General features: G+C 62.4%; 7 protein-coding genes. 1 reads left to right on the top strand and 6 read right to left on the bottom strand.

Going from position 1 to position 14,279, the window contains the following annotated elements; translation table 11 throughout:
- The 6 genes from tssI to ABIC75_RS22840 all read right to left on the bottom strand — a co-directional run.
- A partial coding sequence (gene tssI / locus ABIC75_RS22865) for a type VI secretion system tip protein TssI/VgrG (RefSeq protein ID WP_354016194.1) occupies positions 1-842 on the bottom strand: 842 nt, incomplete at its 3' end.
- A 67-nt stretch (positions 843-909) separates the two neighbouring features.
- A complete protein-coding gene (locus ABIC75_RS22860) occupies positions 910-1,428 on the bottom strand; it encodes a hypothetical protein (RefSeq protein ID WP_354016193.1) in 519 nt (172 codons plus the stop codon).
- Positions 1,429-1,527: 99 nt separating this feature from the next.
- Positions 1,528-2,250 carry a hypothetical protein gene (locus ABIC75_RS22855; RefSeq protein ID WP_354016192.1) on the bottom strand — a complete coding sequence of 241 codons (723 nt, stop codon included), beginning with the start codon at positions 2,248-2,250 and terminating at the stop codon, positions 1,528-1,530.
- A 109-nt stretch (positions 2,251-2,359) separates the two neighbouring features.
- Positions 2,360-3,109 (bottom strand): hypothetical protein, encoded by a 750-nt coding sequence (locus ABIC75_RS22850; RefSeq protein ID WP_354016191.1) that lies wholly within the window; start codon positions 3,107-3,109, stop codon positions 2,360-2,362.
- Entirely contained in the window at positions 3,106-6,297 is a 3,192-nt protein-coding gene (locus ABIC75_RS22845; protein ID WP_354016190.1) for a hypothetical protein, read from the bottom strand. The genes ABIC75_RS22850 and ABIC75_RS22845 overlap by 4 nt, the downstream gene beginning before the upstream one ends.
- A gap of 16 nt (positions 6,298-6,313) precedes the next feature.
- Positions 6,314-8,410 (bottom strand): type VI secretion system Vgr family protein, encoded by a 2,097-nt coding sequence (locus ABIC75_RS22840; RefSeq protein WP_354016189.1) that lies wholly within the window; start codon positions 8,408-8,410, stop codon positions 6,314-6,316.
- A 1,358-nt stretch (positions 8,411-9,768) separates the two neighbouring features.
- Here ABIC75_RS22840 and ABIC75_RS22835 point away from each other — a divergent pair.
- Positions 9,769-14,279, top strand: a 4,511-nt coding sequence (locus tag ABIC75_RS22835; RefSeq protein ID WP_354016188.1) for a beta strand repeat-containing protein, incomplete at its 3' end; no start/stop codon positions are given.

Raw genomic sequence — 14,279 nt, 5'->3', positions numbered from 1 at the left:
CGCGTCTGCGTGAACGGTTTGCCCGCTTCGTCCCGCTTATAGCGCCCCGGGTAGTCGTAGCGCTCGTAGTCGCGTGCCTGATGGTCGAGGTTGTTACCATCGCTGGTATGGCTTTGACCGTACTGCGGATGTTTGAAGGTGTAGTCCTTCTGCGTTTGCGAAGCTGTTCTTACTTGCTCGGTATAGCGGAACGACCACAGACACGGCTCGGCTTGGTCGCCACCGGGCGTGGCGTTGTAGGCCACCGGGCCGCCCGCGATCACGCCGTGGGTGTACAGCAAGTCGCTCTGGACCAGCCGGTGGCCCTGGGCAGTGTGGTCGAAGGCGTAGTACAGGCCTTCCTCCGCGCTCAGGCGCTGGAAGAAGTCCAGGTCGGTCTCGCCGGGCTGCACGCAGTACTCGCGCGGCAGGTGTTCCTTGGTGAGCGCCTGCTCGGTATCGAGGATGCCGGAGCGCTTGAGCACGGTCTGCAGGATCTGCGGCACCGTTTGTTGCTGGAAGATGCGCCAGTCCGAGCGAAGGCCGGCACGGGCCAGCAGGGGCTCCACCACAGCGCGGTAGCGGGTGCAGCGATGGCCGGTGGTGCCTTGCTCGAAGGAGGACACCACGCCGTGCACGTAACGCACGGCTTCGTCGTCGCGCCATAGGGTAAACAGGTAGGGCTGGTCGAGCACGGCGCCGAAGTCGACGGCCGGATCGGTGCTGGAGAGATCGAGTACCAAGCGGAACGGCTCGGAGAGCGCTTCGCGCAGCTCGAAGCTCACGACATCGAACGCAGGGGGCAGGGCGGTGCCGCCGGGGGCGGCGGCGAAGGTGAAACGAAGATCGGACTGGCGGGGCATGAGCGACTGCATCCTTTCTGACGCAAGCACGGCCTGTCGATCCCGACAGGCGCAGGTTTGCTGGACGCTAGTCGTGGTGTGAATGCCCGTCTATGAGACAAGCCCTAAATATACGTGCGCGCCATTCTTCGCCGTATAGCGCACCTTGCGTCACGACACATCGATCTAGCATTTGGCGCATCGGCCATTTGCCTGGCCACACCGTGGGCAATACCGGAAAGCCCTGCGCCTTGCCGGTCACATCTTTCCACCACAGCAGTTTCTTGATGCGTTCCTTTTCTTTCGCCCACAGCGGATGGGCGTTGTAGAGCGGATCGAGCGCGGTCCATTTGCTCATGGCGTCATCGGCGTACCACTCACTTTCGTGACGCACCACCAAGCGCATCAATTGGTTTTGCAACCAAGGCTGGCGCACGGCTTGTTGCAAGTGGGCAAGATGGGCGCTTTCCTGTGCGTTGGGGTCGCCCAAGAGCAGCGTGTAAATGGCCTGCATTTGCGGGGTGAGGTCGGCGTAATCGGCGCGTGCAAGGTCGGTATCTTCCGGGCCGCGCGGATGTCCGGCGTTGGCCACGGCAGCGCCGGACACGTGGCTTTGTTCTTCCACGTTGTCAAAGGCGGGCCATGCGTGCGGCGAGATGCGGCTGACCTTGCTGTCGTTTTCACGTTGACGAGCAGATATCCATTACTACGGTGACGTCGCGATGGGTGGGTTCTTCTTCGTGTAGTCGTTAATGGCCTTTTGCAAATAGGCGCCGGCTTTGGGTGCCTTCTTTTTGAAGACTTTCAGGATGCCTTGATAGGCATCGCGATTGTCTTCAGTAATTGGGTTGCATCGAAGCATGTTTTCTATATTTGAAAATGGATCGTTAAAATAGGTTTGATCGTCTGTTTTTATCCCAGAATTGTATCTATCTTCTACTAATTGATTATTCAATAGGCTATTTGCGTAGTCATCTTCGTTGATGGCAGGCGGACTGGTGCTTCCGTCGAATTGAACTCGGATATCGTTGTGTTCGTCCCAGCTACCTTCGCAAGTACCATCCATGTGGTCCCCAAGGCAGCCGTTAGACAAATCAACAAAGCCGCACTGTGCCCGGTCGTTTGCGGCTTCGCCAACCAGCGAGTACAAGTAATACCTGCGACTTGCCGACGTGTTGTCGTAACCACCATTGATGGCTTTATTGCGAAGCAATAGATGCTTTTTGCCTTTGGCATCTATCCAGTACATGTTTTTCCATAGCCATCCATTTTCCTTCGGCAAGTGGGTTGGCTCGGTAAGAAGAATTTGGCCCGCCCCCTCCGGGCCCTTGAGCAGCCAGTTGTTAGGCTGCTTGGGTCGTGCAGCCTGCGCGAGTGCTTGCGTCGCCACGACCATGAGTCCAGCCGCAAAAATGATAGACAGACGCATCGTCAAGGCCTCCCCAGGCGCTTGATGAGATTTCCATACCCCTGTCGCGCACACCGAGCAAGTGGAACTTCGCGCCTGAAGTCTTCTTTGCCAATGGGCGTCAACACGGCTAGGGCGACGTTTCAGAAGATGGATGCTTCTTCGTGTAGTCATCGATGGCCTTTTGCAGATAGTTGCGCGCCTTGGGGGACCGATGCTTTTTGAAGATGCCTAGAATGCTTTGATAGGCATCAATCGTTTCAGGGCTGAGGGCGTTGCACCGTAGGAGGTTTTGAATTCCTCCATCGTGCTCAAACATTTCACGATCATTGATTTGATAAACGGTGCCGCCGTCTTGCGCCGGGTATTTCAAAGCTTCAAGGAAATTTTGTGCGGCATTTGGCTCGCCAAGCATTTCTTCGGCGGAAATCTTGCTTCCGTCTGACTGGACCCAATCGTCGCGCGTACTATCCCAATGGCCTTCACAGGTGGCATCCATGGCTCCGCCGATGCAGCCATTGGACAAATCAATAAATCCACAGACCTGTGGAGTAGGTCCAGCGGGTCCCGTCAAATCGCGCTGGGCATACATGTAAAAGCGCCCGCTAGGTGAGTAGTTTCCCGGCCCTTCAAAATGCGTGGTTGTCGGCATGTCATACAGTAGGCGAAGATACCCCCCGTCCTTGCTCACCCAATACATTTCAAGCCAATTCAGAGAATCATTTTTGTACATGGGATGGGCGTACAGGATTCCGCCGCCGTATCGGCTGCGATCAAACAATGTCCTTCCCTCTGGTGGCTGTGAATCTTTCGCGCAAGAAATAGGACTACTCACAGCAACGGCGAGGTAGAACACAGTGGTCCACGGAAAGTGTTTCATGGCATCCCCAACTTATCTTTGAGCGCTCTGTAACGACGTGGCGCAATGCTCTGCCCATCGACCTTCGCCATGCGCCGGCTATTACCGTAGTCCTCAAGAATTGCGTACTCGTAGGCGGCACGGTTCTGCCCCCATTCGGTGCCATCAGGATCGGTGGCATGAGGATGCTTGGAGATGAAGCGATTGAGCGCATCCCTGAAATCGCTTCCTACCCAGCCAGGTGCATTGACATGCTGGTCGAGGACCGTGGCTTTGCCCAGGTTGGACCGCATGTACGCGCCAATGGGGATCTCGTGTGTCGCACCGGTAGCAGCGTAGCTTAATGCAGTGAGGCCCAGTGCTACCGGTAGGCGTTCGGTGATATCGACGACTTGGCGCTCCTGATACTTGGGATGGGCCACTGCGTGTAGTAAAGCGGAGAGCGGTTTCGATGCACGCATTTCACGATGGCTGGTAAAGCCCAGGCGTAATAGATTGAACAGCTCCTGCCCAGTCATTGCCTGTCCGCGGGTCAGCTCGGCGTCGGAGTAGTACATCACGTGGGTTGCGCCCTCATTGCGCAGCCCCGTCTTGACGACGGTCCAGCCACAAGCTTCAAACAGTTCCTCATACAGCATGGGGTTGTCCTGCTTGAAGGACCAAACCTGTACAGGAAGTTCACCGCCACCTCTGCCTGCCCAGCGGCCAAAAGGGTTACCTTGATTGCTAGGCAAAATCGAGATGATTTTCTGACACGCACCAGCGGTGACTATGGCGTTGTCATATGCCTGCACGGCGTCAAAGTTACCTTCATTGGCACATACCGCCTCAAGCACACGTCTGTCGTTCGCCTGTAGGCGATAGCTCGCCTGCAGGGCGTCCCAGAGCGGGTAATGTTCCATTGGCAGCCTGCCTAAGTGTGTACCGCCGTGCAGGCCATTCCCGTTCTGGGTAAAAAATACTTTCCCCTCGCAACACCCACACCAACACTGCAAATTGGTGATAAGCCCGATGGGATGGAAATGCCACACCTTCGGCGATTCGGGGAACCCCTGCACCTTGTCGGCCACATCTTTCCACCACAGCAGTTTCTTGATGCGTTCCTTTTCTTTCGCCCACAGCGGATGGGCGTTGTAGAGCGGATCGAGCGCGGTCCATTTGCTCATGGCGTCATCGGCGTACCACTCACTTTCGTGACGCACCACCAAGCGCATCAATTGGTTTTGCAACCAAGGCTGGCGCACGGCTTGTTGCAAGTGGGCAAGATGGGCGCTTTCCTGTGCGTTGGGGTCGCCCAAGAGCAGCGTGTAAATGGCCTGCATTTGCGGGGTGAGGTCGGCGTAATCGGCGCGTGCAAGGTCGGTATCTTCCGGGCCGCGCGGATGTCCGGCGTTGGCCACGGCAGCGCCGGACACGTGGCTTTGTTCTTCCACGTTGTCAAAGGCGGGCCATGCGTGCGGCGAGACGCGGCTGACCTTGCTGTCGTTTTCGGCGATCCAGCCGGCCATGGTCGTGCGGCCCTGCGCACTAGCCGCGGACCAGTCCGGGCTGAACCAGTAGGCGATGTTGTCGATGCGACGGTGCGCGGCGGTGCCCTGCCGCGGTCCGTTAGCGTTGATCAGCAGTGGAATGGGTAGGATACGCGCCGAGGCGACGCTAGCCGGCGGATTGGCGGGTGGCATGACCGTGTCCGGGCTTGCCTCGCCGCTCCACACGCTGGGCAAAGGGATGGCCACGGCGTACTGGTTATTTATGGTCGGCAGGCTGTTCCACTGCACGCGGGGAAGCCACACCACTGAAGAGGCGCTAGCTTTGTCTAGCAGGCCGATATCGTCGTTGGTGTTGTCGACGGCACGGGTGACGACGACACCGCCATGGCGCCGAAAGGATGTCCTCTCCGCTTTGCGTGCCGCCGGCAGCGCGTTGAACTGAGTCGGCGTCACCCAACTGAGCGTGCCTTGCCGTTGTGCTTTGACGTAAAGGTCGTTGCTGTCGCTATCGAGCATGGTAAGCACGCTGCCCGTTGCCAGGGGCGTGCTATCAGGGTCGCGTGTGGCAAGTTGCTTGATGGCCGCGCCAGGTTGCACGTAAAGCAGCGGCTTGGCAACACCGGGGGCGCTTGCGGCGTTGCGGCTCTTTTGCACGAACACGGGCCATGTGCTGCCGTCAGCGAATACTTCCAGATGCAACAAGGGCGTGGCGCTGCCATGGTCCAAAAACTGGTAGTCCCCCGGATAACCAATGAGGTCGCCGGCGCGGATGGCTGGTGGATCAGTGGGCACGATCACGCGGTCACACGGCGGCAGCTCCAAGGGCGTAAGGACAAATGAGTCGCTCGCTTTAAGCTTGACCCAGGAACCTCGCAGACCGGCCAGCCCTGGCGCGCTACCACCGACGGCGGGTGACAACGCTGTGGTGGCTGGCGTGTCGATGCCCGAACTGGCGGGCGCCGTGAGGGCAGCGGGTGCGGGGGCCGGGAACACGTCGTCGATGCGTCCCCAGTCGCCTTCGGTGTGGCTGATCACCAGTTGCATGCCGGCGGGCAACAGCGCGACGACAGCATTCTTATGCGGCGGCTTGACCGTGGGGCCCCCGTGGTAGACGGGCCACCCGCGTAGCCTTGGCTCCGTGGATGGTGCCGGCGTCCCATGGTGCGATGCGTGGTGTTTTGGGGATTTTGGCGCTGCTTGCTCCGCCGGTAACGGCTGCTGCGCCGTGGGCGACGGCACGGCGAAAAGTTGGCCCCAGTAGGGCATCTTCACCTGATGCCGGTTGTAACCAGGCAGGTCCGCCAGATGCATGTAAAGGCTGTAGAAGACCAGTACGTTGCTGGCATCCGGCCAGGCATGGTGATGCTCGACCAACGTAAAGCTAGTGGCAAAGGGCGCCTGGATCGTGCCTCCCGCCACGTTCTGCGTGGCGGTGGTGGGAGTGCGCGCATCCAGCCGGTACGCAATGACGCGCCCGTCGCCCATGCATCGAATGCCATCGGCATTGGTGAAGGCACGCAACGACAGGCTGCTCGCCATCATGGTGGGTGTGAAATGGATGCCGCCGTGCCAGAAGCCATTGGCGCCGAGGGGATAGTTTCCGCCGTCCGTGAACGTGAGGGCCTGTACGTAAGCCGTTTCGTCTTTGGGTTCGGTTTCGTCCTTTTTCTTGAACGGGTACCGCAAGGCCAACGGGAGATCACCAACTTTCTGACTCATCGAAGCGTCCTTGTAGTCAACGTGAGAAAGGCAGGAACGGCGCCAAGGCGCCGAGCGTGCTTTCCTTGGGCGTGCCGCCCATGGACAGGGCATGGCCGGCACCCTTGTTGTCCTGCGTGACAGGTCCCTTGAAGTGAATGAGGACCCCTTCCAACGTGACACCGCTATCGTCCAAGGTGATGGTGCCACCGGGGCCACGAATCACCACACGCTCGCCGGCCTGCAACAGATAGCGCTGCGTCTGCCGCTCGATGCTTTGGCCCGCGCTGAGTTTGTGGTGACCCTGCACCGTCTGCTCGACGTGGCCGCCCACATCAATCAGGTGATTGGCGGTGGTCTGGTCCTTGCGGTGGTTGCCGACGGTTTCGGTCTTGTCTTTGCCGATGCTGACGGTGTGGTTCCGCTCGATGGTGAGAAAGGCATCCTGGCCGATCTGGTGACGGCGATCCTTGCCGATGGTCACCTGCTCGTCGTTGCCCACCGTCTCGGTGCGGTCGTGCCCGATGCCAATGGTTTCGTCGTGCTCGACGTTTTCCTTGCGGTCGTGGCCGATCTGCGTGGTTTCGTCGTGATTGACGACGATGTTCTGGTCTTTCTGCGCGTGGACGTAGATTTCCTCCTGGTCCTTCTCGTCCTCGAAGCGCAGTTCGTTGAAGCCCTTGCCCTTGTGGGTCTGGCTTTTGATGGTCATGCGCGTCTTGTAGCGCGGCAGCTCGTACGGCGGCGGATTGGTGGCTGGATACGTGCGGCCGGTGATAATCGGCTGATCGCAGTCGCCGTCCACATAGCTGACGATGACTTCGTGGCCGATGCGCGGGATGGCCATATGACCCCAGGCGGCGCCGGCCCAGTTTTGGCTCACGCGCATCCAGCAGGAGCTGTGTTCGTCGTTCTGGCCCTCGCGATCCCACGGAAACTGGACCTTCACGCGGCCGTAGTTGTCCGTGAAAATCTCTTCGTTCTTGGGGCCGACCACGGTGGCCATCTGCGGCCCATCGATACGCGGCTTGGGATAGGGCGGCGCTTTCCACTCGACGCGATCGGGGATGATCTGGGCTTCGAAGTGGTAGTGGGTGCCAGTGGTGGCCTCGGCGGCGTCTTCTTCTTGACTGGTGCTTTGGGTGCCGGTGTGCCGCATGCGCACGGTGCGCCAGCCGGTGTTCCAGTCCTCCCGGGGATGGCCGTCCAGGTCGAACGCGAGACCGGGTTGCAGCCGAGGGTCATCGCCGATCACCTCGGCGAGCCGCGCATCCCGTCGCAGCGCCAGCAGGCGGGTCTGGGTAAAGGGCTTGCCCGCTTCGTCTTGTTTGTAGCGCCCGGGGTAGTCGTAGCGTTCGTAGTCGCGTGCCTGATGATCGAGGTTGACGCCCTCGCTGCGCTGGGCTTGGCCGTACTGCGGATGCTTGAAGGTGTAGTCCTTCTGCGTTTGCGAAGCCGTTCTTACTTGCTCGGTATAGCGGAAGGATCGCAGGCACGGTTCGGCTTGATCGCCACCGGGCGTGGCGTTGTAGGTCACCGGCCCGCCTTGGATGACGCCGTGGGTGTAAAGCAGGTCGCCCTGGACCAGGCGATGGCCTTGGGCGGTGTGGTCGAAGGCGTAGTACAGGCCTTCCTCCGCGCTCAGGCGCTGGAAGAAGTCCAAATCGGTCTCGCCGGGCTGCACGCAGTACTCGCGCGGCAGGTGTTCCTTGGTGAGCGCCTGTTCGGCATCGAGGATGCCGGAGCGCTTGAGCACGGTCTGCAGGATCTGCGGCACCGTTTGCTGCTGGAAGATGCGCCAGTCCGAGCGAAGGCCGGCGCGGGCCAGCAGGGGCTCCACCACGGCGCGGTAGCGGGTGCGACGATGGCCGGTGGTGCCTTGCTCGAAGGAGGACACCACGCCATGCACGTAGCGCACCGCTTCCTCATCGCGCCATAGAGTGAACAGGTAGGGCTGGTCGAGCACGGCGCCGAAGTCCACGGCCGGATCGGCGCTGGCTAAGTCCAGCGTCAGCACGAACGGCTCGGAGAGCGCTTCGCGCAGCTCGAAACTCACGACATCGAACGCAGGCGGCGGGGTGTTGCCGCTGGGCGTGGCGGCGAAGGTGAAACGAAGATCGGACTGGCGGGGCATGAGCGACTGCATCCTTTCTGACGCAAGCACGGCCTGTCGATCCCGACAGGCGCAGGTTTGCTGGACGCTAGTCGTGGTGTGAGTGCCCGTCTATGAGACAAGTCCTAAATATACGTGCGCGCCACTCTTCGCCGTATAGCGCATCTTGCGTCACGACACATCGATCTAGCATTTGGCGCATCGGCCAGAAGACAATCGCGATGCCTATCAAGGCATCCTGAAAATCTTCAATTTGCCCGGAGACCTCAAGTTATGCGTGGGTGAGATGAAGGGAAGGCGACACGCGCATCTCTACGCACCGGCGCGGACCATGGCCTGCATGAGTGCCGCGCGTTGGATCGCTAAACATCGTTGCGATCTGGGTGTGGTTCACGCAACTACTATTGCCGCAGCTTGCTTGCGCATGGTCGATGTTGCTCACCGCCCATGACCACGGAACGATCACGGGCGCGACGGGATCGGCCTATGTCGGCCGCCGACCGCTACCGGAAACGCATGGCACGCGATTTTTCGTCCTCGATTGTCCGACCGAGCCGACGGCAGCCGGCAGAATCCGTTCATCAGAATCCGTTCACGCGAATCAGACGCCGTTTTGCGCAAGATATATGGATGCGCACGCTAGGGGGTTGCGTGACGCGCAGACCACTCGCTCGCTAAAACGAACGTTTTAGTGGGCCCGATCACTGCACACCAGTCTGGAAGCGGTTGATGTGCGGACTATGGCTAATCGCACACCGCAGGGGAACGACTCACCTGCAAAGCCAAGCCGCGGAGTGCTGATGAGCAACATGGTTCATCGTCCGGAGGGGCTGGGGACATGTTGGCACGACCCGCGTTGCCGTCATTCAGGGCGTCATTCCAGTTTCAAGCGATAACGGCGGCTCTGCAAACTTCCCTTCCTGGGCGGGCGGTGGTGTGTCGAGGCTTTTGGCACGAAGCCAGCTGACTGAAGCCCGGGGATCTATCGAGCGGAAAAATGCATGAAAGAGCACTAGGTGATGATCAAGAGGCCAGCGGTCGAGGTTCCTCTGAGGCCGCTCGGTGACTCCGCAGGTTGGCCGCAGTGGCCGTGGCGGTGCCACGCAGTCGGGTCGCCCTAGTTGCCCAAGTAGTTACAAAGTGAGCTTGGGCCTCCATGGCTACCCGCTTGGTCGACCGCCCCTCGACCGGGCTTCGCCGCAGCGGCGAAGCCGGTCAGGGTAGAGCGCTCTCCCGCTGGCGAAAACGGACATGGGTGAAAGGACGTCACGGTGAAAAAATCATCTCGATGCTTTCGCACCCCGGTGTCTTCTCCACGCTGTGATCGGCCTGGGGGCGGCCACGATGCCCCACGCGTCGCGTTTTCTGTCCTAGCCCTGATGGCTGCAACGCTGTGTACGACGTTTGCTCGCGCAGCGAACCGGATCTGGGACGCCAGCGGCATTGCCACCACCACCAATACGGCGACCGATGGTAGCGGGACCTGGGATATCAGTACCGCCCGCTGGAACAACAACATCACCGACCAGACCTGGAACAACGCCGCGGGCGACATCGCCATCATCGGCAACAACAACGGCGCGGCGGGCACGCTGACGCTGACGACGCCGATCACTGTCGGCGGCCTGGTGTTCAATGCACCAGGCAGCGGCGTATACACCTTGAGCGGCAATACCCTTTCCCTGACCGGCAGTTCAACGATCACCGCCAATGCCAACGCCACCATCGCCTCCACACTCGTCGGCTCGACGGGCATGGTCAAGAACGGTGCCGGGACCCTGACCCTTTCCGGCGCCAACAGCTACACCGGCGGCACGGCCATCAACGGCGGCACACTGCAGGTCGCAAGCGACGCCAACCTCGGCGCGGCCACCGGCGCGTTGAGCCTCGATGGCGGCACGCTGGCGGCGACGGCCAGCTTTACCACGGGGCGCGGCGTCACACTCAACGCCGGCGGTGGTGCCTTTGACGTGGCCGCGGGCACGGCGTTGACCAGCACGGGGGTGATCGCGGGTGGCGGGGGGCTCACCAAAACCAATGCCGGCACGCTGGTGTTGAATGGCGCCAACACCTACACGGGCATCACCACGATCACCGGGGGCGTGTTAAGCGTGCCATCGCTGGCCAATGGCGGGGTGGCGAGCGGCATCGGTGCATCGACCAATGCAGCGGGCAACCTGGTACTGAACGGCGGCACCCTGCAAGTTTCCGGAACCGGCAGCGTGAGCACCGATCGTCTGTTCACGCTGGGGCCAGCGGGAGGCACCATCTCGGCTTCGACCCAGGTCAACTGGACCAATACTGGGGCGATCGCCTTCAGCGGGAGCGGTCCGCGCACCCTGACACTGGCCGGGAACGGCTCTAGTACGCTGGCGGCGAGTTTAGGCGACAGTGGTGGCGCAACGGCGCTGACCGTGTCCGGTAGCTGGTTGTTGAGCGGGAACAACAACACCTATTCCGGCCTAACGACGATCACGACGGGGGCGACACTGCAGATCGGCAGCGGCTTCAATGGCTCGCTGGGCACCGGCGATGTGATAGATAACGGCCAGTTGCTATTCAATAGCGCCACTATCGTCACCGTTCCGGGCGTAATCAGCGGCACCGGCGCGGTGTATCAGATCAGCATTGGCACTGCCATCCTAACCGGCGACAACACCTACAGTGGCGGCACGACGATCAACGCCAATGGGAAACTGCAGCTGGGCAATGGCGGCATGACGGGCAGCGTCGTTGGCGATATCAAAGACAACGGCACGCTGACGTTCAAGCGCAGTGATAACGTGACTTATGGTGGCGTGATCTTCGGCGGCGGCAGTGTCAACCAGGCCGGTAGCGGCACCCTTGTGCTGAGCGGCGCTAACACTTACACGGGCACTACCACTGTTACCGCGGGCGTGTTGAGCGTGTCGTCGCTGGGCAATGGCGGGGCGGTGAGCAGTATCGGTGCGTCGACCAATGCAGGGACCAACCTGGTGCTGAACGGCGGTGTCTTGCTATATACCGGAGCTGCTGCGGACACCGATCGGCTGTTCACGCTGGGAGTATCGGGCGGCACCCTCGATGCGTCCGGGACGGGGGCGCTCAACTGGACCAACACCGGGGCGATCACCATTGCCTTTGGCGGTGTACGCACCCTGACGTTGACCGGGAGCAACACTGGCGCCAATACCCTGGCGGCGAGCTTGGGCAATTATGGCGTTAACGCGACGGCGCTGACCAAATCCGGCGCAGGGACCTGGGTGTTGACCGGCGCCAACACCTACACCGGCGGCACTGCGATCAACAGCGGCACGCTGCAGGTTGCCAGCGACGCCAACCTTGGCGCGGCCACCGGTGCGTTGAGCTTCAACGGCGGCACGCTGGCCACGACCGCGACATTCACCTCGGGGCGTGCGACGACGCTCAATGCCGGCGGCGGCACGATCGACGTTGCCAGCGGCACGATACTGACGCAGACCGGTGTGATGGCGGGCAGCGGCGCCCTGGCCAAGGCCGACACCGGCACGCTGGTGCTGACGGGCACCAACACCTACACCGGTGGCACCACGATCAGCAACGGCACGCTGCAGCTAGGCAATGGCGGCACCACGGGCAGCCTGGTCGGCAACATCACCGACAACGGCGCGCTGGCGTTCAACCGTAGCAACGCCCTGACCGTCGCCGGGACGATCACGGGCAGCGGCACCCTCTCGCAGATCGGCAGCGGGATCACCACGCTGAGCGGCAACAGCGGGGCCTTCTCGGGCAGCACCAGCGTCACCCACGGGGCCCTGTGGGTCAACGGCACGCTGGGCAACGCGGCCAGCACGTTGACGGTGTCCGGCGGGGGGACCCTTGGGGGCACCGGCACCCTTGGCGGCAGCGTGTCGATCGCCGACGGCATCCTGGCCCCTGGCAACTCGCCCGGCACCCTGACCATCAACGGCAACCTGGCGCTGGCCCCCGCCTCGGTGCTGGACTATGAACTGGGCCAGGCCAACGTCCCCGGCGGTCCGCTCAATGACCTCACGGTGGTGGGTGGCAACCTGACGCTGGCTGGCACGCTCAACATCAGCACATCCGCCGGCGGCACCTACGGCACCGGCCTGTACCGCATGATCAGCTATGGCGGCACGCTCACCAACGAGGGCCTGGCGCTGGGCACTCAGCCGGCCGGCAGCACGAACATTGTGCAAACCTCCGTGGCGGGTCAGGTCAACCTGATCAATACGACCGGCCTGGTGCTCGACTTCTGGGATGGGGGCGGCGCGCCCCGCAACAACGGCTTGGTCGATGGCGGCAACGGCGTGTGGCAGGCTGCCGCCGGCAACGACAACTGGACCGACGTCAGCGGTGCCGTCAACGCGCCCTATGCGGCGGGAACCCTGGCGATCTTCGCGGCCGCGCCCGGCGCGGTCACGGTGGACAACAGTCTGGGAGCGGTGGTTTCCGGAGGCATGCAGTTCGCCACCAGCGGCTATGTGGTGCAGGGCGGACCGATCACGCTGGCCACTGGCAGCAACCTGTTGCGCGTGGGCGATGGCACGGCATCGGGCGCGGGCTATGTGGCCACCGTTGCCTCGGCGCTGACCGGCGCAGGAGGGATCGACAAGACCGACCTGGGGACGCTGGTACTGACCGGTGCCAACAGCTACACCGGCGGCACGGCCATCGACGGGGGCACACTGCAGGTCGCAAGCGACGCCAACCTCGGCGCGGCCACCGGCGCGTTGAGCCTCGATGGCGGCACGCTGGCGGCGACGGCCAGCTTTACCACGGGGCGCGGCGTCACACTCAACGCCGGCGGTGGTGCCTTTGACGTGGCCGCGGGCACGACGTTGACCAGCACGGGGGTGATCGCGGGTGGCGGGGGGCTCACCAAAACCAATGCCGGCACGCTGGTGTTGAATGGCGCCAACACCTACACGGGCATCACCACGATCACCGGGGGCGTGTTAAGCGTGCCATCGCTGGCCAATGGCGGGGTGGCGAGCGGCATCGGTGCATCGACCAATGCAGCGGGCAACCTGGTACTGAACGGCGGCACCCTGCAAGTTTCCGGAACCGGCAGCGTGAGCACCGATCGTCTGTTCACGCTGGGGCCAGCGGGAGGCACCATCGATACATCCACGGTCCTCAACTGGACCAATACCGGGGCGATCGCCTTCAGCGGGAGCGGTCCGCGCAGCCTGACACTGACCGGGAGCGCCCCTGGCACCAATACCCTGGCGGCGAGTTTAAGCGACAGTGGCGACGCAACGGCGCTGATCGTGTCCGGTACCACGACCTGGTCGTTGACCGGCGCGAACACCTACACCGGCGGCACGACGATTGCGGCGGGCACGCTGCAACTGGGCAACGGCGGGAGCACGGGCTCGCTCGTGGGCGAGGTGATCGACAACGGCACGCTGGCCTTCGACCACGCGGACACGCTGACCTTCGAAGGCGTGATCAGCGGTGTGGGCGCGGTCGACCAGCGCGGCTCCGGCACGACCGTGCTGACCGCCGCCAGCACCTATACCGGCCGCACGACGGTGGCCGCCGGGACCCTCGCTGCCGGCGCCGCCCATGTCTTCAGCCCGGCCTCCCGCTTTGTCGTGCAGCCGGCCGGCACGCTGGACCTGCGCGGCGCGGACCAGACGGTGGCCGGCCTCACCAACGCGGGGCTCGTGCGCACCGCCGGCGACCCCGGCACCCGGCTGACGACTACGAACTACACCGGCCAGGGCGGCACCCTGGCCATCGACACCTATCTCGGCGCGGACGGCTCCCCGTCCGACCGGCTGGTGATCGACGGCGGTACTGCCAGCGGTACCACCACGCTGGCCGTGACCAACGCCGGCGGGCCGGGCATCGTCACCACCGGCAACGGCATCCCGGTGATCGAGGCCCTCCACGGCGGCACCAC

This window comes from Dyella japonica, from assembly GCF_040545895.1.
Lineage (GTDB): Bacteria > Pseudomonadota > Gammaproteobacteria > Xanthomonadales > Rhodanobacteraceae > Dyella > Dyella japonica_D.
Note: the sequence above shows the minus strand (reverse complement) of the source record. Positions and strands in the feature narration are given on the sequence as shown.